The organism is Amycolatopsis sp. A133 (genome assembly GCF_031082405.1).
GTDB lineage: Bacteria > Actinomycetota > Actinomycetes > Mycobacteriales > Pseudonocardiaceae > Amycolatopsis.
On the sequence record NZ_JAVHJU010000004.1, the window covers coordinates 644,698 to 663,951 of the forward strand.

The following is a 19,254-nucleotide window of genomic DNA, read 5'->3' on the forward strand; positions in this document are numbered from 1 at the left end:
CTGAACCCTCGCTGAAGTGGGCCCGCCTCAGCGCTCCACGGCGACGGTGGCGGCGCCGATCACCGCGGCGTCCAGGTCGCCGAGCCCGGCCGCGACCACTTCGGCGAACCGCTCGGCCGCCCGCGTCGTCACCGGCAGCTCGACCCCGAGCGCGGCCGCTTCCCGGGTGACCAGGTCCAGGTCCTTCGCCATCAGCCGGGCCCGGAACGCGGCGGGCTCGTACCGCGCCTCCCGCATCAGGGCGGCCCGGAAGGCCAGCACGCGCGAGCTGAACCCGCTGTGCTCGATGGCGCTGAGCAGCAGCTCGCGGTCAAGACCGGCCCCGACGCCGTACGAAACGGCTTCGGCCAGCGCGGCCAGCTGGGCGCCGAGCAGCAGGTTGAACACCAGCTTCGTGCTGGCCCCGTTGCCCGGCGGGCCGACGTAGCGCACCTCCCGGCCGAGGACGTCGAGCAGGTCTCGCACGCTTTCGACGTCTTCCGGCGCCCCGGCGGCGAGGACGCGCAGCTCACCCGCGCGTGCCTGGTGCGGGTTGCCGAGCACGCAGGCCTCGACCCGGCGGAGTCCCGCGCCCACCAGCCGGGCGGCGGCCGCCCGCGCGAACGTCGGGGACACCGTCGAGGTGTCGATCACCACCTGGCCGGCGGTGAGCGCCGGCAGCGCCTGCCCGAACAGCACCTGTTCGACCGCGGCCTCGTCGCCGAGACTGACCAGGACCGCGCGCGCCCCGGCGACGGCCTCCGCCGGGGTTTTCGCGAGCACGGCGCCACCGGTGACCAACGCGGCCGCCTTGGCCGGGGACCGGTTGTACACCGTCACCGGAAAACCGGCGGCCAGCAACCGGCAGGCCATCCCGGCGCCCATGTTGCCGAGCCCGAGCACGGCTGTGGGGTCCATCGCGCGCCTCAGCCCGCGGAGATCTGCGAGATGCAGCGCATCGTCGCGTCGCGGAAGTGGGCGGCGAAACTTTCCGGGGTGCTGGTGTCCCGTTGCTCCGCCAGGTACGGCGCCAGCTTGCCCTCCAGCTCGTGCACCCCGCGCTGGGTGGCCATGTGCCGGCCGACCAGGCGCAGATCGCCCTCGTAGTGGATCACCCGCACCAGCATGCCCTCGGTCATGAACACGGCGGTGCCGAGCAGCTTGCCCGCCTCGGCACCGGACTCGTCGCGCAGCACCGGGGTGTCCACCCGGCGGAAGCCCGCGAAGATGTCCGCGATCTCGTCGTCGTGGCCCGGCTTGATCCGGTAGGTGATGGCCGCGTACGGCATGGTGTTCTCCTCCAGTTCGTGGTCGTGATCAGATGCCGCCGTCGACGGGCAGGGTCACCCCGCTGATGTAGCGGGACGGCTCTCCGGTCAGGAAGAGCACCACGTCGGCGACTTCGTCGGGGGTCCCCAGCCTGCCGAGCGAGGTGAGGCCGGAGACCCGTTCCCTGATGTGCGGCGGCAGTTCGTCACCGGTGTCGATGAGACCGGGCGCGATCGCGTTCACCCGCACGCCCCGCGGTCCCAGTTCCTTGGCCAGTGACCGGGTCAGGCCGGTGACGCCGGCCTTCGCGGCGGTGTAGTGCGCTCGCTGCGGGATGCCCCGGGTGGCCGCGGACGCGCCGAAGTTGACGATCGACGCGCCCGGCCCCAGCAACCGCAGTGCGGCCTGGGTGACCAGGTAGGCCGAGGTGAGTCCGGTGTCGAGCATGGAATGCCACTCGCCGGCGGAGAGGTCTTCGACAGCGGCCTGCCCGTCGCGGCCCACGTTGTTCACCACCACGTCGAGCCCGCCCAGGTGCCGTTCGCACTCGGCGATCAGCCGCCCGGCGTCGTCGGGCCGGGTCACGTCGGCGGTCACGACGTGCACGTCGTGACCGGCCAGTTCTTCGTCGCCGTCCCCCCGGTGGCACGTCACCACCCGTGCCCCGCCGCGGGCGAACGCGAGCACGGTGGCCCGGCCGATCCCACGGGTGCCGCCGGTCACGAGGACACGCTTGTCCTTCACTGGGTTCCTCCTGCTGTTCGGGCGTTACCGGGCGGCGTGCACGGCCGCGTTGACGATGAGGGCGAGCACGGCGAGCACGGTGCGCACCAGGTTGAGGGCCCGCCACCGGCGCCGCGGGTCGGACCAGTCGGCCGGCACGTCCCCGCCCCGGCGGACCAGCCGGTTGAGCGGCACGTTGCCGAAGTGCGACACCGCCGACACCCCGAGCAGCAGCAGCGCGGCGAACACGTGCCACCACCTCGTAGCCGGGGCGAGGACGGCGAGGCCCAGGTCGGCCGCCGCACTCACCAACACGATGACCGGCATGGCCGGGTCGAAGTGCCGCCCGATCAGCCGGTGGGTAACCAGGTACTCCTCGGGCGGCAACGCGAAGAACAGCGGCACGACACTGAGGGCCACGCAGAACAACACGCCCGCGGTGAGCCCACTGCCCACGATGGCGAGGACGCTCAGCAGCACCGCCATCAGTACGCCGCTGTCACCTGGTAGACCTGGAACCCCGTCCCGTACTCGCGCAGGGGCGCGGTCGCCGGGCGGTGGCCGGGACCGTTCTCCCACTCCTGGAACGCGGCCAGGTCCTCCCACTCGCTCATCACGGCGAAGGCGGCCGGGTCCCGCACGGATCGCAGCAGTTCGTTGCCCAGCAGGCCCGGTGTCCCGGCGAGCGCCCTGCTGATGTCGTGGTAGGCGTCGGTGACCGCGTCCGCACCTCCGCCGGGCGCGGCGACGTACACGAGCACCCGCACCCGTGCGGTGGTCATCGCAGTTCGTGGACGACGCGCATCGTCGTCATCGAGCCGGCGGAGCGGTACGGGTGCAGCTGCTTGCGGTGCTCCACGTGGCGTTCACTGCGCTCGTACTCCCGGAACTCCTCCTCGCTCGTCCAGTCGCTGACGATGTAGTAGACGCTCTCCTCCTCCACACTGCGGGAAAGCGTCTGGCCGAGGTTCGCCGGCTGTTCGGTGATGATCCCGCCGAGCCGGTGCCAGACCTGTTCGAATTCGGCTTCCCGGCCCGGGTGGACGGTCATGCGCAACTGCACGCGGAACACGGTCAGATCCCTCCGTCGACGTGGATGGTTTCGCCGGTGATGTAGCTGGCCAGGCCGCTGGCGAGGAAGAGCACCGCGCCGCCGACCTCGTCCGGGCGCCCGAGCCTGCCGAGCGAGGTGAGGTTGCGGTACCGCTCGGTCACCTCGACGGGCAGCTGGCGCTCGGTCTCGATCACCCCGGGCGCGACGACGTTGATCCGGATGCCGCGCGGCCCCAGCTCCTTGGCCAGCGACCGGGCGAGGCCGATGAGCCCGGCCTTCGCCGCCGTGTAGTGCGCGCGCATCGGCACGCCGACGGTCGCCGCCCGCGAGCCGATCAGCACGATGGACCCGCCCGGTTCCATCAGCGGCAACGCTCCCTGGACCAGCAGGTACGCCGCCGTGAGGTTCGTGTTCATGATCCGGTTCCAGTCGGCCGGCGCCAGGTCGGCGAACGGTTGATGGCTGATGGCGCCGGCGCAGTGCACGAGCACGTCGAGCCGCCCGGATCGGGCCTGGCACTCTTCGAGCAGCCGGCCGACCCCCTCGGGCGAGCTCACGTCGGCCGCGACGGCGTGGTGCCGGCCCGTCGTGTCCTTCAGCTCGCTGAGCAGGCTTTCCGCGGCCGCTTCGGCACGGTGGTAGCCGGCGATGACGTCGGCGCCCGCCAGCGCGAGCCCGCGGCTGATGCCCCGGCCCACGCCGCGGGTTCCCCCGGTGACGAGAACCTTGTGTCCTTCCAAGCGGATGGTCATGCGCTCTCCACGAGATCGTCGGTGTTCGGGACGGGATGTCCTGGTTGGTCACGGCAACGGTGTGGCTGACTCCTTCAGCGAAGTGCGGCGACGGCCGCGCCGTTGGCGACGAGCGCCAACGCGGCCAGGACGGTGCGGGCGTTGTTCCAGGCCCGCCAACGGTTTCGCGGGTCGTCCCTGGCCCAGTCCGGGGGTTCCTCGGCCGGGTCGAGGGCCATGACGTAACGGTTGATCGGCACGTTGCGGGTCACCGAGATGACCAGCACCACCGCGAGCAGCAGCGCCGCGGCGCTCGCGCACCACCGGACGGCGTCGCGCGCAAGGAGGGCGAGGAGCACGTCGAGCAGCAGCGTGGCCACGTGCGTGATCGGCATCATCGGGTCGAACCGCGGCCACAGGAACCGCACCATCCGCACGTACTGCTCATACGGCGACGCGACGAACAGCGGGACGAACCCGATCGCCGTGGCCGCCATGACGCCGACCGCGACACCGTTGCCGAGCAGGGCGAGCGCCGCCACCGCAGCGGTCATCACCCGGCCTCGGCCGCCGCCTGCTCGACCAGCTTTCTGATCCGCTCCTGCTGGACCTTCGTACTGCGGTCGATCCGGGCGGTCATCGCCGGGTCGTCGACCGGTGCGTCCGGCCGGAGCGCGAAGTCCTGCACCCAGCGCATCAGCGTCGCACCCTCCGGTGTGCTCCGGTAGGTCCAGTGGATCCGCATGTACTCGAAGGGCCCGGTCTCCACCCGGTGCGCGTGCACGCTCCACGTGTCGCGGTCGAGCGTGCGCTCGGACACCCACGTCCACACCGTGCCGTTCTCGTCGGGGTGCATGGTGAGCCGGAACCGCACCGTGTCCCCGCGCCGCTCCAGGACCTCGGCGGCGGAGTACTCGCTGAACAGGGCCGGCCACGTCTCGACGTCGTTGGTCATGTCCCAGACGAACGGCAGCGGCGCGGCGATCCGCACCTCGTTGTCGGTGTGCCCGGCCACGTCAGCCCACCGCCCGCACGCGGCTGACGTACGCGACGACCTCGTTGGGGGTGGTGAAGCCGGCGACCACGTCGTCGGGCACCTGCACCCCCAGGTCCCGGCCGAGACGGGTAACGGTCTCCAGCACGACGAGCGAGTCGTAGCCGAGGTCGGCGAACTCCACGTCGCCGAGGTCGGCGCCGGGATCGACGGGCTCGTCGGTGCCCGCGATCTCGCGCATCATCCGGTGCAGCCGGTCCAGCGTCAGTTCAGCCATGAGCAGCTCCTTCGGGGTGTACGAGTACGACGGCGGAGTTGAACCCGCCATGGCCGCGGGCGAGCACGAGAGCGGCTCGCACGCGGGCGTCCCGGGCGGTGTGCACCAGGTCGAGGCCGGGCACGGCCGAGCCGGACCCGAGTGTCGGCGGCAGGACCTGGTGGCGCAGCGAAAGGCAGGCGGTGGCCAGGTCCAGGGCCGAGCCGCCGGCGTACAGCCGGCCGGTCATGCTCTTCGGCGCGGTCACCGGAACTCCCCGTGGGCCGAAGATCCCGGCGATCACTTCGGCCTCGGCTCGGTCGAGGTCGGGCGAACCGGCGGCGTCGGCGAACACGACGTCGATCTGCTCCGGCCGCAGACCCGCGTCGGCCAGCGCCAGCCGGACGGCCCGCGCCAGGCCGGGGCCGGCGGCGTCGAAGGTCGACGCGTGCCCGGCGAACACCGCGTACGGATTCCGGGCGGCGGCCGCCGGCTCCATGATCAGGATCGCGCCGCCCTCGCCGGGCACGTAACCGGAAGCGGTGCGGTCGAACGGGAGGTAGGCCCGGGCCGGGTCCTCGTGCGCGCTCAGCCGACCGGTGGCGGTCTGGCACAGCAGGGCGTACGGGGACAGCGGGGCTTCGGTACCACCGGTCACGACGAGCCGCGTGCCCTGCCGCAGCACGCGCCGGGCCTGCGCCGCCGAGTCCAGGCCGCCCGCCTGTTCGGTGACCACGACCCCGCACGGGCCGCGCATGCCGTGCCGGATCGAAAGCTGGCCCGTGGTGGCCGCGTAGAACCACGCGATCGACTGGTACACCCCGACGTACTCCGGCCCGCGGGACCACAGGCGTTCGATCTCCCGCTGGCCGAACTCGTTGCCGCCGGAGGAACTCGCGGTCTGGACGGCCATGTCGTACTCCGGCAGGTCCGCCGGGTCCACACCGGCGTCGCGCAGGGCCAGTTCGGTGCCCGCCAGTGCCAGCTGCGTCCACCGATCGGTCTGGGTGACCAGCCTGCCCGGCACCTGGCCCGCCACCCGGTCGTCGGGCACCTCGCCGGCGCACCGCACCGGGTACGGTGCCGCGTCGAACCGGGAGATGGGCACGATGCCGGACTTCCCGGCGAGGGTGGCGGCCCAGTGGTCGTCCGCGCCCGTCCCGGTCGGTGCCACCACGCCGAGCCCGGTGATCACCGCCGTCATGCCGCGACGGTCCCGGGCCGCGCGAGCAGGATGGCCGTCTGGAACCCGCCGAACCCGCTGCCCACCGACAACGCCACGCGGAGCCGGCGTTCCCGTGCGGTACGGGGCACGTAGTCCAGGTCGCAGTCGGGGTCGGGCGTGGTCAGGTTGGCGGTCGGCGGGATCACGCCGTGCTCGATGGCCAGCACACAGGCCGCGATCTCGATGGCGCCGATCGAGCCGAGCGAGTGGCCCACCATCGACTTGATCGAGCTGACCGGGGTCGCGTAGGCGTGCTCGCCGAGGCTTCGTTTGAGGGCCGCGGTCTCGTGCCGGTCGTTCTGGCCGGTGCCGGAACCGTGGGCGTTGACGTAGTCGACCGCCGTCGGGTCCAGGTGGGCCCGGCGCAGGGCGACCGTGATCGCCTCGGCCAGCTCCCGCCCGTCGGGCCGCAACCCGGTCATGTGGAAAGCGTTGCCGCGGTTGGCGAATCCGGCGATTTCGGCGTGGATCCGCGCGCCCCGTCGTCGAGCCGCTCCGCTTTCCTCGAGCACGAAGACGGCCGCGCCTTCGCCGAGCACGAAGCCGTCACGGTGCCGGTCGAACGGTTTCGAGGCGTGTTCCGGGTCGTCGTTGTTCGGCGACGTCGCCTTGATCGCGTCGAAACACGCGACGGTGATCGGGGAGATCGGCGCCTCGGTGGCGCCGGCGACCATCACGTCGGCGCTGCCCTCTTCGATGAGGGCGGCGGCGTGCCCCACCGCGTCGAGGCCCGAGGTGCAGCCGGTGGAGATCGTCGACACCGGACCTCCCGCACCGCACTGCCCGGCCACCTCGGCGGCGAAGCCGCTCGGGACCAGCTGGTCGTAGAGGTGGGGCACGGCGTAGCGCGGATCGACGGTCCAGTGCCGTCCGCCGTCGCTCACGACGACGTACTCCTCTTCGAGGCTGACCGTGCTGCCCACCGCGCTGCCGATCGTGACTCCGGTGCGTTCGCCGAGCTCCTCGGTCAGTTCGATGCCGCTGTCGAGCAGTGCCTCGCCGGCCGCGACGACGGCGAACTGCGCCGCCCGGTCCAGCTTGCGGATCTGTTGCGGGCTCAGCCCTTCCGCGGCCGGGTCGAAGTCGCACTCGGCGGCGATCCGGGACCGGAAGCCCGCGGCGTCGAAAGCGGTGATCGCGCGGGTGGCGGTCCGGCCGGCGGCGATCTGCGCCCAGAACGCCTGGGTGCCGACGCCGCCGGGCGCGATCACCCCCATGCCGGTGATCACGGCCGTGCGCTTGCTCATCGAGTCACCTCCGGCTGTGGCAGGTGCGGGGCGGGCAGCGGCTCGGTGTCCACGTGTCCCAGTTCCGGCCGCGGGGCCAGCGGGCACAGGTGGAAGACCGCCTCGGCCGGCTCGCGGGTGGGGTTCTCCACCCGGTGCCGGGTGCCGATCGGCACGACCAGGCCCTCCCCCGCGACCAGGCCGACCGGCTCACCGGCCACTCGCACGGTGACGGCGCCTTCGATGACGTAAAGGAATTCCTCCGAGTACGGGTGGTAGTGCTCGCTGACGTACTCGCCGGGACCCAGCCGCAGCACCCCGAGGAACCCCGTGGTGGCGCCGGCGGTTCCCGGGCCGAGCACCACCCGGATGTCCCCGCCGCGGCGGCGGTTCGATGCGACCTGGCCTGCAGCCACCTTCCGGATGCGTTGCACGGTCGGCTCCTCTCTGGCTACTGGGCTCGCCACCGGTAGAACGGCGTGGCCATGGCGTCCTTCGGCTCGGTCCAGGTGCTCGGGTCGAACGGCGAGATGTACCGGCCGAGTTCCGCGTTCACCTCCGTGAAAAGGGGATGTCGCCGGACCTTCTCCAGTTCGGGCAATGGGTCTTGCCGGGCTTCGATGGCGTGGAAGTAAAGGCCGTGGAAATGCAGGAGCGTCCGGCCGGTCACGCCGACGAGTGCCGGCAGGCCGGTCGCATCCGATTCGGCGAATATCCGCGCGACCGCGCCGGCTTGAGCCGGATCCATCCGGGCGACGATCAAGGTTTGCAGCACCGGGTTCTCCTCGGGGTCAAGGCGCGTGGCTCGACACCGCGAACACTGGCGAAGCGGGCTGGACGACCGCTGAAGTGCCGCTCGAACACCGCGGCGCGGCAATTCAGCAGGGCGCCTTCTCGCGGGTTTCGTCGCGGGCGAGCTCACCGGAATAAATGCGGACGAGTTCCGGTATCCGGTAGAGGAACGGCCCGTCCGCGCGCAGCAGCCGGACCTCCACCAGCCGGTCGAGGGCGGCCTCGGCGTCGCGCTCGTCGACGGCGAGCAGATCGGCCGCCTCCGCCGCGGTGACCACCGGCCGCCCGAGCCCGCCGATCTCCCGGAACAGCCGCTGTTCCCGCCCGTCCAGCATCCGGTAGCTGTCGCCGAAACCCGCTCGCAGGTCGGCCCCGACCGCGCTCAAGGCCGACAGCCTGGCCGCCGGATCCTGCAGGCGGGCCACCGACTTGGCCAGCGGCCAGTGCCGGGACAGGCGCAACTGGTTGCCCACCGCGCGGATCGCCAGCGGCAGGTACCCGCACAGGCTGACCGTGTGCTCCGCCTGCGCGTGTTCACGGGCCACCCGGTTCCGGCCGACGATGCGGGCGAGCATCGACACCGCCTCGACCGGATCCAGCTCGCCGAGTTCGATCGCCATCGTCCCGAGCGGCCCGTGCAGGAACGTCCGCGAGGTGATCAGCACGGCGCACCGGCGGCCGCTCGGCAGCAGCGGTTGCACCTGCCCGGCGGAAGCGGCGCCGTCGAGCAGCAGCAGCACCCGGCGATCGGCGCTCCACGTGCGGAACATCCGGCTCCGCTCCTCCAGGGTCGCGGGGATCTCGTGCTGCCGGACGCCGACGACCCTCAGGAAGCCGGCGAGCACTTCGGCCGGATCGGCGGGCCGACCGCCTGCGGAAAGCTCGGCGTAGAACTGCCCGTCGGGGTAGGCGCCGCGCAGTTGGTGCGCCGCCTGGATCGCCAGCGCGCTCTTGCCTTCCCCCGCCGCGCCCACGATCTGCAGGATCTGCGCGCTGGGAACGAGCTCGGAGTGCGCGGTCAGGCTCTCCCTGATCGTGGCGAGTTCGTCCTGCCGCCCCGAAAAGTCCATCGTGCTCGGCGGGAGCTGGGCGGGGGCCAGCACCACCCCGGCCCGCGCGATGCCCTCGGCACTGGCCCGCGTGTCCAGCAGCGGGTCGGCGGAGAGCATCCGCAGCTGCAGCCGCCGCAGCGACGGGGACGGCTCGAGACCCAGTTCGCGGCGGATGACGCTGTGCAGGTGCTGGTAGACGTCGAGCGCCTCGAACCGCCGTTCCGAGCGGTACAGCGAAAGCATCAGCTGCGAGTAGAACCGCTCGTGCAAGGGGTGTTCGCTGATCAGTGAACGCAGCTCGCTGATCAGGGCGCGATGCCGGCCCAGCCGCAAGTCGGCCTCGATCCGCAGCTCGACGGCCTGGAGCTGGCTTTCCTGCAGCCGCACGGCGTGCGCCTCCAGGATCGGGCCGCACTGCACGTCGGTGAGCACCGGCCCGCGCCAGAGTGCAAGCGCTTCCCGCAACCGGGTCGCGGCCCGGACGGGGTCGCCGTCGTCCAACAGCGCGCTGCCCTGCTGGATCAGCCGCTCGAAGACGAACACGTCGAGATCCTCCGGATCGATCGCCGCGAGGTAGCCCGACGGGCGGGTGATCAGCATGCCCTGCTGGGACTCACCGGAAGTCAACAGCTTCCTGAGCTGATAGATGTAGGTCTGCAAGGTGGTCAGCACGCTGCGCGGGGGCGGATCCTGCCAGATCTCCTCGGTGAGGGCGTTGGTCGAGACCACCCGGTTGTGCTGCAGGACGAGCAACGCGAGCACACTTCTCAATTTCAAAGCAGTCGGCGTCAGAACGGTTCCGTCCTGAGTCACCGAAAGCGATCCCAGTACCTGAAATTTCACACCATCCCCCACGGAAAGAGCAACGACCGACAAAATGGGTGCACAAAGGTGGAGTTCCCAAGCGAAACCTGAATTCGTCCCCGCCCCACCGGGAACGCATTCGATTCTAGCCCCCGGCCGGTACCGGGCGCACTGTCCCGGCCGGGCCCTGCGGGTGCGCGCGGTGGTCCCGTGCGCGCACCGACGAGGAGTGCGACGGCCACCCCCACCGCGCCCTTCTGGTCCGCACCATGCCTACATCTGCAATAGTGCAGCTACGCCACACTCGTGACAAGGTGTCCCGTCGACGGGACGCCTGGTGCCCGCCAACCGGTGGCATCGGCCGCGGCAGTCGGCCCAACGCCGGCCGGAACCGCGTCGAGGCGGCGGTCAGCGCCCGGCCTGGCGCTCGCCGGCGTGCCCGTCCAGCGTCTGCGCGGCGGCCCGGTCCAGCATGCTCACCATCCAGTGGTCGAGGTCGGCACCCGAATTCTCCGCCGCCGCCTGCCACCGCTGGAACCGCGCGCGGGCCACCTCGATCCGCGGCAGCAGCAGGCCCGCAGCCCGGCCCCGGCCGGCGGTCCGCTCGCCCTTGAGCTGAGCGCGCAGGTGCTTCACCGACCACATCGACTCGACGGCGCGGTCGAGCCACTTTTCCTGTTCTTCGACCGGCAGCGCGGCGACTTCCGCGTGGTGCTGGAAACTGAGCCGGTCCCGCCGCCTGCCGCTGTCGAACCGGCGCGCAACCCACGCGTAGTTCCGGAGGGTCTGGTAGTCGAGGGCAACCGCGTCGACGGCCAGCTTGTAACGGTCGGCGTAGTGCGTTTTCCCGTAGATCAGCCAGTCACCCAGGCACCAGGCGGACGAGTCGGCGATGCCGGAAAGCTGATACCCGGCACGCTCCCACCGGTCGAACGGAAGACCTGCGGGAATGTCGAGTCCGACCCGGGTGATGAGGACTTGCTCCCATCTGGTGGTACCATTCCGCGACGGCTGGACCTGTCCGCCGGAGGTTCCGCCATAGGGTCTGCCATTGTTGTCCTGGTTTGTCCGGTCGCGCATTGCCAGAATCCCCCCAAGGCCGAGCATCAAGCCGACGACAAGGCCGCGATAAGATCCGACGGATCTTCCCGATCTTGATCCGGAACATGCTATCCGCGTCCGCGGCGAGGCACAAGAAGGCTCCGCGGCACCCGGGCGCCCATTCGACAGCCAGGCGGATCCCAGTACCGGCACCGTTCCGGGGTGATCTTTTTCGCCGACTGCCAAAAACTGTGCCGAAAGCGCTATGCAGCACGAGAATCAGCCGGTCCGGTCACCGCCGGAGGTCGATTCACCAATCGATACGGCGCTCACCGCGGAAAAAGCCGCCCGTCGGGCCGTCGTCTTCGAGCGTCGCCGCCCACACGACGTCGGCCGCCGCCTCACGCGCGGTTCGCTGGGCGTCCGGGCGCATCCTCGTGCGGACCAGTCCCGGGTTGACCGCGTTGACCAGGACGCCCGTGCCCTCGAGTTCGGCCGCCAGCATGACAGTCAGCGCGTTGAGCGCCACCTTGGACACGGCGTACGCGGAGAGCCCGTGCTGCAATCCGTTGCCGAACGCGCCGGTCCCGCTCGACACCATCACGATCCTGCCCCAGCCGCGCCGGACCATCCCGGGTGTGAACGCCTGCGAAACCCGCCAGGCGCCGAGCGCGTTCACCTCCAGGTGAGCGCGCACCAGGTCGATCGGCACCGCCGAGGGTGACTGCGGGGACGGCACCAGGATGCCCGCATTGTTGACCAGCACGTCGATCGGGCCCACCGCCCGCGCCGCCTCCGCGACGCCGGCGGCGTCGGTGACGTCGAGGTGGACACCCCCGATTTCCGCCGCGACGGCGGGATCCCGCACGCCGGGCACGACATCGTGCCCGCGTTCGCGCAGCAGGTCGGCGATGGCGGCGCCGAGGCCGCGGTTGGCCCCGGTCACCAGCACTCTTCTGTTCGTAGCCATGGCCGCAAGCTAGGCACGAGGCCTCAAGTGATGCTTGAACGCGTTTCGAGACCGCCTGGCCAACCTCGCCGCCATGCGCGTGCTGTTCACCACCTGGGCCTGGCCGTCGCACCTGTATGCCATGGTGCCGCTGGCGAAAGCGCTGCGCGCCACGGGACACCACGTACGGGTCGCCACCCAGCCCGGGCTTCTCCCCGCCGTACGCGCGGCCGGGTTGCCCGCCCGCCCGGCCGGCCGGGACGTGGACACCGTCTCGATGTTCCGGGACATCCTCACGGGCGGGCGGAAGCCGGGACCGCCCCGCGTGCTGTCGGTGTTCGGCGCGGTCGCCGAGGCCATGGCCGGCGACCTGGTCGACGAAGTCCGCCGGTGGCAACCGGATCTGGTGGTGTCGGATCCGACCTGCTGGGCCGGGCCACTCGCCGCGGCGGTCTCCGGCACGCCGGTGCGGCGGCTGCTCTACGGGCTCGACCTGCTCTCGGCGTTCCGGGACGACGTCGTTTCGGCACTGGGACCGCTCGCCGGGCGGCTCGGGGTGCCCGGGGCCGATCCCTATGCCACCCCGGCCATCAGTCCCTTGCCGCCCAGCCTGCGCGACGGCGGAGCCGAGCAGGCCATGCGGTACGTCCCGTACAACGGCCCCGGCCGGCCGGTCCGGCTGTCCGGGCCCCCGCGGAACCGTCAGCGGATCTGCGTGACGTGGGGACACACGATGTCACGACTCGGGGCCCGGTTCTTCCTTGCGGACCCGGTGGTTTCCGCCCTCGCCCACCGCACGGACGTGGAGATCGTCGTCGCGGTGACCCCGGCGCAGCGCGCCCTGCTCCCCTCGCCGCCGCCGTCGGTCCGGATCGTCGAATCGGTGCCGCTGCACCGGTTGCTGCCGCACTGCCGGGCCGTGATCGCCCACGGTGGCGCCGGGAGCATGCTCACCGCGCTCGCCGCCGGCCTGCCCCAGGTCCTGGTTCCGCAACTACCGGACCACCGCGCGCACGCGGCCCGGCTCGCCGCAACCGGAAGCGCGATCGTGGTGCCGCCGGACCTGACCGGGCTCGAGGCCGCCGTGACGGCCGTGCTCGACGATCCCGCCCGAGCCACCGCAGCCGGGAAGCTGCGCGCCGAAATGCTCGCCCAGCCGTCGCCTGCCGAAGTGGCCATGGCGATTTCACCGTTCGAAGGGGACATCCATGCTCGCCGAAGCGATGGTCGATGCGGGTCACCGTCTGATCAGGAAGTATCCGCCGGAAGGCCGCGCGTACTGGGCCGCCCGGTTCTGGGACCGGGACGAAGTGGAGGCCCGGCCGGACATCGGTGACGACTTCCGCGTCCAGAAGGCCCGCATCGCCGATTACCTCACCGCATACGGTGCCGATGTCGACCGCGTGCTCGAAATCGCCTGCGGCACCGGCGAATTCACCGCGATGGCCGCCGAGCTGACCAAGGCCGGGCGCATCGTCGCGACGGACATCTCCGAGCACGCCCTGAGGCGCGCCGGGGCCCGGGTGGACCACCCGGGCCTGGAACTGGTGCAGGGGGACTTCTGGACCGATGACACCCCGGCCCCGGCGCCGCTGGTGATGTGCGTCGACGCGATCCACCACCTCGGCGACGTCCGCCAGGTGCTGAAGCGGATGAGCGAGCTGGTCGAGCCCGGCGGGACGTTCATCGGCAACCTGTGGACCCTGGACAACTTCCACGAGTACCAGCGCAGCCGCAACGGGCCGGTGGGCCACCTCGGCCGCTGCGCGTTGTTCCTCGCGAACGCGCTGGCCATGAACGTCAGCCGCGGCCGGCTGCGGTGGGCCTCCTACCGCACCCAGCTGCTGCGCTCCCGGCAGGTGGAGCCGCTGCTGCGCGAGACGTTCGACGAGGTGCTCGATGTGACCGCCACCCGCTACTTCGTCGCGTTCGCCTGCCGTCGGGCCGGCTGACACTCCCAGGGAGGCAACCCCATGTACGACGTACGTACCTCCGTCCTGGTCGTCGGTGGCGGCCCGGTCGGCCTGTGCACGGCGCTCTTCCTGGCCCGGCAGGGGATCCAGCCGACCCTCGTCGAACGCCGGGACGGCACGTCGGAGCTGCCGCGCGCCCCCGGCCTGCAGGCCAGAACCATGGAGATCTTCCGCTGGGCGGGGATCGAACCGGCGATCCGGGACATCGAAATGCCGGACTCGGCGAAGTACTTCGAGGGCGGCATCCTGAAGGTGCCGACCCTCGCCCGGATAGCCGAAGCCGAGGCCATCGAGACGCCCCGGCTCGACGGCCCGGAGATCAGTCCCGCCCGGGTGGTCGGCTGCGGGCAGGACATGTACGAGCCGATCCTCCTGAACGCGGCGGCCGAAGCCGGCGCGCACGTGCGGTTCGGGCACCGGCTCGTCGACCTGGAGCAGGACGAGGACGGGGTGACCGCACTCGTCGAGCACGCGGGACGCACCCTGCGGATCCGGGCCGACTACCTGGTCGCCGCGGACGGCTCGCGCAGCCTGGTGCGCACCAAGCTCAGGGTCCCGCGGACCGGCGAAGGCATCTTGTTCAAGGCCATGAGCATCTACTTCCGGGCCGACCTCGACCAGGTGCTCGACGGCCGGAAGTTCATCCTCTGCTACGCGACCGAGCACCAGCCGCCGCTGGCCCTGTCCCGGTTGCACGGCCGCGATCCGTGGCTGTGCGCGGCGCTCTACCGGCCCGAGGAGGGCCAAGGCGCGGCCGACTTCACGACCGAGCACTGCGTGGACCTCATCCGCCGGGCCGCGGGCCGGCCCGACCTCGACGTGGAGATCGTGGCCACCAGCCCGTGGGAAGCCGCGCACCGGATCGCGGAAGAGTTCCGGATCGGCCGGGTGCTGCTGGCCGGGGACGCGGCGCACGTCCACCCGCCGGCCGGCGGGTTCGGCGCCAACACCGGCATCCACGACGCCCACAACCTGGCCTGGAAGATCGCCGCGGTGCTGCGCGGCTGGGCCGGCCCCGGGCTGCTGTCCTCCTACGACGCGGAACGGCGGCCGCTCGGCGCGGCCATGGCCGCGCAGGCGGTGCTGCGCAACCGGCTCCGCAACGGCACCAGCTCGAGCGCGGACCGGGCGTTGATGAAGGAGGACCTGATCGTCACCCTCGGCTACCGCTACTCCTCGGACGCAGTGCTCGGTGCCGGGGACGGCCCGCCGCTGCCGGACCGGTTCGAGCTGACCGGAGCGCCGGGCACGCGGGTGCCGCACGTCTGGGTGCGCCGCGACGGCCGGACGGTCTCGACGCTCGACCTCGTGCACGACGGGTTCGTTCTGTTCACCGGCACCCAGGGCGAGCCGTGGCTGCGGGCCGCCGACCGGTGCGGCACGCCGGTGCGCGCCTACCGGATCGGAGCCGGCGGCGACCTGGTGGACACCGAAGGCGCGTGGGCCGCCGCCACCGGGATCGGGGCGGGCGGCGCGCTGCTGGTCCGTCCGGACGGCTTCGTGGCCTGGCGTGCCGAAGCCCCGGCTGAGGAGCCCGAGCGTGCACTCCGTACCGCCCTTCGGTCAGTATTGAGCCTGTGACCCGTTCGTTGACTTCGCGTGAGATCGTCGCGCTGACCGTGCTCGGCCTGCTCCTGGAAGGTCCCAGTCACACGTACAACCTGAACCGGGAGATCCGGACCAGGAAGATGGCCTTCGTGACCGGTCTCCCGCGCAGCGTGTACCACGCCGTCGACCGGCTCGCCGCGGACGGCCTGGTGCGGCTGGTCGAGACGAGCCGGGACGGACGGCGGCCGGAGCGGTCGGTGTACGAGATCACCGAGGACGGCACCCGGCGGTTCTACGAGGAGCTGACCGACCTGCTGATGACGCCGACGGAGGACCGGCTGCCGTTCACCATCGCCCTGTCGTTCGCGGTCAGGATGACTCCGGAGACGGTCGCTCGGCTGCTGGCGACCAGGGCGAGCCGGTTGCGCGCCGAACTGGCCGAGGTCGAGACCATGCTCGACCTCGGCAAGACCCACGTGCACCGCCTGGCGCTGCTGGAATGGGAGTACACGCAGAAACTCCGTCAGGCCGAACTCGACTGGGTCGACCGGCTCGGGGCGGAGATCGCCTCGAGCCGGCTGGGCTGGGACCCGGAAGCCATCCTGCGCGACCCGTCGATCCTCTCGGTGTGAGCCGGCGTCAGCACGTCACGTCGGCGAGCCGGTGCACCTGTTCGGTGCCGGCCGCGCAGGGCATCAGGATCAGCTCGTCGCAGCCCGCGTCGGCGTACTCCGCGACCTTGGCCCTGATCGCGGCCGGGCTGGTCAGCGCCTGCCGGGCCACGACCTTGGCCCACTCCCCCGCGAAGGCGAAGTAGTCGTGCAGGTACCGGGCGGCCCGGACGTCGGCCTCCGGGCCCAGCGCGAAGTAGAGCTGGCCCATCAGCCACGGCCGGTCGGTGCGGTCTTCCCCAGCCCAGGCGGTCCGCGCCCGGGCGGCCAGTTCGGCGTAACCTGTCGCGGACGTCCCGCCGCCGATCCAGCCCGCCCCGAACCGGGCGGCCCGCCGCATCGCGGCCGGTGAGTGGCCGCCGACGATCACCGTCGGCCGCGCACGCGGCCCGACCACGTCACCGGACCACACCTCGTTCATCCGGCCGAGCATGGCGTCGAGCCTGCGGCCGCGTTCCCGGTACGGCACCCCGCACAGCTCGTAGTCGTCGGCCCGGCCGCCCGCGGCGACCCCGAGGACGAACCGCCCGGCGGTCAGCGCGGCCAGCGACGCGGCCTGTTTCGCCAGCGGCACGGCGTCACCGCGGGCCGCCGCCAGCAGCACCGTCGTGGCGAGCCGGATCCGGCTCGTCCGCGCCGCCGCCGCGGCCAGCGCGACCAGCGGGTCGCAGTTCGCGTAGGCCACCCGGTCGGTGACTCCCAGCGTGGAGAAGCCGTCCTCCTCCGCGGCCCGGGCCCAGTCGGCCGCCCGCCGCGCCGTCATTCCCGGCGCGTGCGCCGGGAGACCGATCCCGATCCTCATGCCAGCTCCGCTCGTCATGGCCCGCAGCCTGCAGAGATCCGCTCAAGCGCTGCTTGAGCAGGCCTGGACGGCCGCTCGCCACGATCCCCGCCGAAATGCAGGGGAGAGGAGTTCGGTCATGAAAGCACTCGTGCTGGCCGGCGGCATCGGCACCCGGCTGCGGCCGATCAGCCACACCATCGCGAAACAGCTGGTCCCGGTCGGGGGCAGGCCGGTTCTCCACCACTGCCTCGCCTCGATCGCGCGGGCCGGGGTCCGCGAGGTCGGCATCATCGTCGGCGACCACGCGAAAGCCATCGCCGGATCGGTCGGCGACGGCTCCGGGTTCGGCCTCGAGGTCACCTACCTGCACCAGCCGGAACCACTCGGCCTGGCGCACGCGGTGGTGGTCGCCCGGTCGTTCCTCGGTGACGACGACTTCGTGATGTACCTGGGCGACAACGTCCTCGCGGACGGTATCGACGAACTGGCGGCCGGCTTCAGGCGCGACCGCCCGGACGCCGCGATCGTGGTGTCGCACGTCGCCGATCCCACCCAGTACGGCGTCGCGGAACTCGACGGCGCGGGACGCCCGGTGCACGTCGTCGAGAAGTCCCCGACCCCGCCGAGCAACCTGGCCCTGGTCGGCGTCTACTTCTTCACACCGCTCGTGCACGCGGCGGTCCGCGCGATCAAGCCGAGCACGCGGGGCGAATGGGAGATCACCGACGCGATCGAGTGGCTGCTCACGACCGGCCGGGACGTGCGAGCCTACGAGTACAACGGCCACTGGACCGACACCGGGAACGTCGCCGACCTGCTGGCGTGCAACCACGCCCTGCTGGACCTGCAGCAGGGCGCCGTCGACGGCAAGGTCGACACGGAGTCCGAGCTCATCGGCCGGGTCGTCGTCCGGGAAGGCGCGTCCGTCAGCCGGTCGCGGGTCATCGGACCGGTCGTCGTCGGCACCGGCAGCACCGTCACCGACAGCTACCTCGGCCCGTACACCGCCATCGGCGACGACTGCCGCATCGACCGGGCCGGCATCGACTCGTCGGTGGTGCTGGACGGCGCGAGGCTCTCCGGCGTCCGGCACCTGACGTCCTGCCTCATCGGGCGCGGCGCCCGGGTGGAGGCCGGGCCGAGCACCCGGCTCGTGGTCGGCGACGACGCGGTGATCCGGGTGGAGCGATGACCGGGGAGCGCGGGCTGCTGCGGGAATTCTTCCTGGGCCTGGCCGCACTGGCGGCACCGGCGGGCTTCCTGCTGCCGCCGGCCGACGAGGACGACCCGCCACAGCAGTTCCCTTCCGAGAACGGCGCCACCGACCCCCCGACCGATCGATCGTCCCACCACCCCGACCGGAGGCCGACATGAATGCCACCAGCAGACGCACCTTCGTCAAAGCGGGCTGCGCCGCCGTCGCGGCGGGCTTCGTCTTCGCCGAGAACGCCGGCGCGGCGAGCTCGCCCCCGGCGGGCAGCCGGGTGCCAGGCACGCTCATCCCCATCGAAGGAGCCCTCAACGTCCGGGACGTCGGCGGCTACCGCACGGTCGAAGGGGCCACCGTGCGGTGCGGGCAGGTCTACCGGTCGGGCACGCTGGCGTACCTGACGCCGCTCGGCCTGAGCCAGCTGGCCGCGCTGGGCCTCAAGGAAGTCGTCGACTTCCGCACGGCCGCCGAACTCACGTCGCAGGGACCGGACCGGCTGCCGGCCGGTGTCGTCCCGATCTCGACCCCCATCGGGGAAACCGCTCCGCCGCACAACACCGGGGCCGCGACGACCGCGGCCGTCGACCCGGCGCTGCTCGACATCTACCGCGGCTACGTCGACAACGACAGCTGGCGGAAGGGGTTCGGCCGGACCCTGCAGCGGATCGCCTCCGCGGCCGAACGCCCGCTGACCTACCACGACAGCGCCGGCGCCCACCGCAGCGGCTGGCTCACCGCCGTGCTGCTGACGCTGCTGGGCGTGGACAAGGACACGGTGTACGCCGAATACCTGCGCAGCAACGACGCCCTGGGCGGGATTTACGCCTACCCCGAGTACCTCGACGAGGCGTTCGCGGAGGCGACCCGGAAGTACGGTTCGTTCACCGCGTTCCTCGTCCAGGGCCTCGAACTGAGCCTCCTCACGATCCTCCGGATCCGCACCGGCATGCTCACACTCGCTTAGGCCGCCCCG

The 19,254-nt window shown here is 71.8% G+C and carries 25 protein-coding genes; 7 read left to right on the top strand and 18 right to left on the bottom strand.

Translation table 11 applies throughout. The features are described 5' to 3' along the window. Positions 1-27: 27 nt before the first annotated feature. The 17 genes from Q5425_RS07145 to Q5425_RS07225 form a co-directional block, all read right to left on the bottom strand. Positions 28-897, bottom strand: coding sequence for an NAD(P)-dependent oxidoreductase (locus Q5425_RS07145; RefSeq protein ID WP_308671292.1), 870 nt, complete (start codon positions 895-897; stop codon positions 28-30). Between the two features lie 8 nt (positions 898-905). Continuing rightward, the gene (locus tag Q5425_RS07150) at positions 906-1,268 is read right to left on the bottom strand and encodes a SchA/CurD-like domain-containing protein (RefSeq protein WP_308671293.1); all 363 of its coding nucleotides are present in this window, start codon (positions 1,266-1,268) and stop codon (positions 906-908) included. A 28-nt stretch (positions 1,269-1,296) separates the two neighbouring features. After that, a complete protein-coding gene (locus tag Q5425_RS07155; RefSeq protein ID WP_308671294.1) occupies positions 1,297-1,992 on the bottom strand; it encodes an SDR family NAD(P)-dependent oxidoreductase in 696 nt (231 codons plus the stop codon). A 24-nt stretch (positions 1,993-2,016) separates the two neighbouring features. Continuing rightward, positions 2,017-2,457: a DUF1772 domain-containing protein gene (locus Q5425_RS07160; protein ID WP_308671295.1), complete on the bottom strand. Its 441-nt coding sequence runs from the start codon at positions 2,455-2,457 to the stop codon at positions 2,017-2,019. Beyond that, positions 2,457-2,753 (bottom strand): antibiotic biosynthesis monooxygenase family protein, encoded by a 297-nt coding sequence (locus Q5425_RS07165; protein WP_308671296.1) that lies wholly within the window; start codon positions 2,751-2,753, stop codon positions 2,457-2,459. Before Q5425_RS07165 ends, Q5425_RS07160 begins: the two co-directional genes overlap by 1 nt. After that, positions 2,750-3,034: an antibiotic biosynthesis monooxygenase family protein gene (locus Q5425_RS07170; RefSeq protein WP_308671297.1), complete on the bottom strand. Its 285-nt coding sequence runs from the start codon at positions 3,032-3,034 to the stop codon at positions 2,750-2,752. The genes Q5425_RS07165 and Q5425_RS07170 overlap by 4 nt, the downstream gene beginning before the upstream one ends. Before the next feature lie 11 nt (positions 3,035-3,045). Next, on the bottom strand, positions 3,046-3,777 hold the full coding sequence (locus Q5425_RS07175; protein WP_308671298.1) for an SDR family NAD(P)-dependent oxidoreductase: 732 nt from the start codon (positions 3,775-3,777) through the stop codon (positions 3,046-3,048). Positions 3,778-3,851: 74 nt separating this feature from the next. Further along, on the bottom strand, positions 3,852-4,310 hold the full coding sequence (locus Q5425_RS07180) for a DUF1772 domain-containing protein (RefSeq protein WP_308671299.1): 459 nt from the start codon (positions 4,308-4,310) through the stop codon (positions 3,852-3,854). Further along, positions 4,310-4,771, bottom strand: a complete 462-nt coding sequence (locus tag Q5425_RS07185; protein ID WP_308671300.1) for an SRPBCC family protein — start codon at positions 4,769-4,771, stop codon at positions 4,310-4,312. Before Q5425_RS07185 ends, Q5425_RS07180 begins: the two co-directional genes overlap by 1 nt. Position 4,772: 1 nt before the next feature. Then, positions 4,773-5,027: an acyl carrier protein gene (locus tag Q5425_RS07190; RefSeq protein WP_308671301.1), complete on the bottom strand. Its 255-nt coding sequence runs from the start codon at positions 5,025-5,027 to the stop codon at positions 4,773-4,775. Further along, a complete protein-coding gene (locus tag Q5425_RS07195; protein ID WP_308671302.1) occupies positions 5,020-6,210 on the bottom strand; it encodes a ketosynthase chain-length factor in 1,191 nt (396 codons plus the stop codon). The genes Q5425_RS07190 and Q5425_RS07195 overlap by 8 nt, the downstream gene beginning before the upstream one ends. Continuing rightward, positions 6,207-7,478, bottom strand: coding sequence for a beta-ketoacyl-[acyl-carrier-protein] synthase family protein (locus tag Q5425_RS07200; RefSeq protein WP_308671303.1), 1,272 nt, complete (start codon positions 7,476-7,478; stop codon positions 6,207-6,209). Before Q5425_RS07200 ends, Q5425_RS07195 begins: the two co-directional genes overlap by 4 nt. Beyond that, positions 7,475-7,891, bottom strand: a complete 417-nt coding sequence (locus Q5425_RS07205; RefSeq protein ID WP_308671304.1) for a cupin domain-containing protein — start codon at positions 7,889-7,891, stop codon at positions 7,475-7,477. Before Q5425_RS07205 ends, Q5425_RS07200 begins: the two co-directional genes overlap by 4 nt. 17 nt (positions 7,892-7,908) lie before the next feature. Continuing rightward, positions 7,909-8,232: a TcmI family type II polyketide cyclase gene (locus Q5425_RS07210; RefSeq protein ID WP_308671305.1), complete on the bottom strand. Its 324-nt coding sequence runs from the start codon at positions 8,230-8,232 to the stop codon at positions 7,909-7,911. 103 nt (positions 8,233-8,335) lie between these two features. Beyond that, on the bottom strand, positions 8,336-10,063 hold the full coding sequence (locus Q5425_RS07215) for a BTAD domain-containing putative transcriptional regulator (RefSeq protein ID WP_308671306.1): 1,728 nt from the start codon (positions 10,061-10,063) through the stop codon (positions 8,336-8,338). A 450-nt stretch (positions 10,064-10,513) separates the two neighbouring features. Then, positions 10,514-11,212, bottom strand: a complete 699-nt coding sequence (locus Q5425_RS07220; protein ID WP_308671307.1) for an LmbU family transcriptional regulator — start codon at positions 11,210-11,212, stop codon at positions 10,514-10,516. A 244-nt stretch (positions 11,213-11,456) separates the two neighbouring features. Then, positions 11,457-12,116, bottom strand: a complete 660-nt coding sequence (locus tag Q5425_RS07225; protein WP_308671308.1) for an SDR family NAD(P)-dependent oxidoreductase — start codon at positions 12,114-12,116, stop codon at positions 11,457-11,459. A 34-nt stretch (positions 12,117-12,150) separates the two neighbouring features. Between Q5425_RS07225 and Q5425_RS07230 the strand changes: the two genes are divergently transcribed. The 4 genes from Q5425_RS07230 to Q5425_RS07245 are packed head-to-tail and all read left to right on the top strand — an operon-like array spanning position 12,151 to position 16,248. Then, positions 12,151-13,431: a nucleotide disphospho-sugar-binding domain-containing protein gene (locus tag Q5425_RS07230; protein WP_308671309.1), complete on the top strand. Its 1,281-nt coding sequence runs from the start codon at positions 12,151-12,153 to the stop codon at positions 13,429-13,431. Continuing rightward, the gene (locus Q5425_RS07235) at positions 13,406-14,047 is read left to right on the top strand and encodes a class I SAM-dependent methyltransferase (RefSeq protein WP_308671310.1); all 642 of its coding nucleotides are present in this window, start codon (positions 13,406-13,408) and stop codon (positions 14,045-14,047) included. Before Q5425_RS07230 ends, Q5425_RS07235 begins: the two co-directional genes overlap by 26 nt. A 21-nt stretch (positions 14,048-14,068) precedes the next feature. Then, the gene (locus tag Q5425_RS07240; protein WP_308671311.1) at positions 14,069-15,649 is read left to right on the top strand and encodes an FAD-dependent oxidoreductase; all 1,581 of its coding nucleotides are present in this window, start codon (positions 14,069-14,071) and stop codon (positions 15,647-15,649) included. Continuing rightward, positions 15,646-16,248: a helix-turn-helix transcriptional regulator gene (locus Q5425_RS07245; protein ID WP_308671312.1), complete on the top strand. Its 603-nt coding sequence runs from the start codon at positions 15,646-15,648 to the stop codon at positions 16,246-16,248. The genes Q5425_RS07240 and Q5425_RS07245 overlap by 4 nt, the downstream gene beginning before the upstream one ends. Before the next feature lie 7 nt (positions 16,249-16,255). On the opposite strand, the gene Q5425_RS07250 is transcribed toward Q5425_RS07245, so the two are convergent. Further along, a complete protein-coding gene (locus Q5425_RS07250) occupies positions 16,256-17,089 on the bottom strand; it encodes an LLM class flavin-dependent oxidoreductase (RefSeq protein WP_308671313.1) in 834 nt (277 codons plus the stop codon). Positions 17,090-17,207: 118 nt separating this feature from the next. Here Q5425_RS07250 and Q5425_RS07255 point away from each other — a divergent pair, with 118 nt between their 5' ends. The 3 genes from Q5425_RS07255 to Q5425_RS07265 are packed head-to-tail and all read left to right on the top strand — an operon-like array spanning position 17,208 to position 19,245. Next, positions 17,208-18,263: a glucose-1-phosphate thymidylyltransferase gene (locus tag Q5425_RS07255; RefSeq protein WP_308671314.1), complete on the top strand. Its 1,056-nt coding sequence runs from the start codon at positions 17,208-17,210 to the stop codon at positions 18,261-18,263. Continuing rightward, positions 18,260-18,445, top strand: coding sequence for a hypothetical protein (locus tag Q5425_RS07260; RefSeq protein WP_308671315.1), 186 nt, complete (start codon positions 18,260-18,262; stop codon positions 18,443-18,445). Before Q5425_RS07255 ends, Q5425_RS07260 begins: the two co-directional genes overlap by 4 nt. Further along, positions 18,442-19,245 (top strand): tyrosine-protein phosphatase, encoded by an 804-nt coding sequence (locus Q5425_RS07265; protein WP_308671316.1) that lies wholly within the window; start codon positions 18,442-18,444, stop codon positions 19,243-19,245. Before Q5425_RS07260 ends, Q5425_RS07265 begins: the two co-directional genes overlap by 4 nt. Positions 19,246-19,254 lie beyond the last annotated feature (9 nt).

Bases quoted from the DNA above. Each gene is read 5' to 3' on its own strand.
- Q5425_RS07145 (WP_308671292.1), bottom strand. From the start codon at position 897: ATGGACCCCACAGCCGTGCTCGGGCTCGGCAACATGGGCGCCGGGATG.
- Q5425_RS07150 (WP_308671293.1), bottom strand. From the start codon at position 1,268: ATGCCGTACGCGGCCATCACCTACCGGATCAAGCCGGGCCACGACGAC.
- Q5425_RS07160 (WP_308671295.1), bottom strand. From the start codon at position 2,457: ATGGCGGTGCTGCTGAGCGTCCTCGCCATCGTGGGCAGTGGGCTCACC.
- Q5425_RS07165 (WP_308671296.1), bottom strand. From the start codon at position 2,753: ATGACCACCGCACGGGTGCGGGTGCTCGTGTACGTCGCCGCGCCCGGC.
- Q5425_RS07175 (WP_308671298.1), bottom strand. From the start codon at position 3,777: ATGACCATCCGCTTGGAAGGACACAAGGTTCTCGTCACCGGGGGAACC.
- Q5425_RS07180 (WP_308671299.1), bottom strand. From the start codon at position 4,310: ATGACCGCTGCGGTGGCGGCGCTCGCCCTGCTCGGCAACGGTGTCGCG.
- Q5425_RS07190 (WP_308671301.1), bottom strand. From the start codon at position 5,027: ATGGCTGAACTGACGCTGGACCGGCTGCACCGGATGATGCGCGAGATC.
- Q5425_RS07195 (WP_308671302.1), bottom strand. From the start codon at position 6,210: ATGACGGCGGTGATCACCGGGCTCGGCGTGGTGGCACCGACCGGGACG.
- Q5425_RS07200 (WP_308671303.1), bottom strand. From the start codon at position 7,478: ATGAGCAAGCGCACGGCCGTGATCACCGGCATGGGGGTGATCGCGCCC.
- Q5425_RS07220 (WP_308671307.1), bottom strand. From the start codon at position 11,212: ATGCTCGGCCTTGGGGGGATTCTGGCAATGCGCGACCGGACAAACCAG.
- Q5425_RS07225 (WP_308671308.1), bottom strand. From the start codon at position 12,116: ATGGCTACGAACAGAAGAGTGCTGGTGACCGGGGCCAACCGCGGCCTC.
- Q5425_RS07240 (WP_308671311.1), top strand. From the start codon at position 14,069: ATGTACGACGTACGTACCTCCGTCCTGGTCGTCGGTGGCGGCCCGGTC.
- Q5425_RS07250 (WP_308671313.1), bottom strand. From the start codon at position 17,089: ATGAGGATCGGGATCGGTCTCCCGGCGCACGCGCCGGGAATGACGGCG.
- Q5425_RS07255 (WP_308671314.1), top strand. From the start codon at position 17,208: ATGAAAGCACTCGTGCTGGCCGGCGGCATCGGCACCCGGCTGCGGCCG.
- Q5425_RS07260 (WP_308671315.1), top strand. From the start codon at position 18,260: ATGACCGGGGAGCGCGGGCTGCTGCGGGAATTCTTCCTGGGCCTGGCC.
- Q5425_RS07265 (WP_308671316.1), top strand. From the start codon at position 18,442: ATGAATGCCACCAGCAGACGCACCTTCGTCAAAGCGGGCTGCGCCGCC.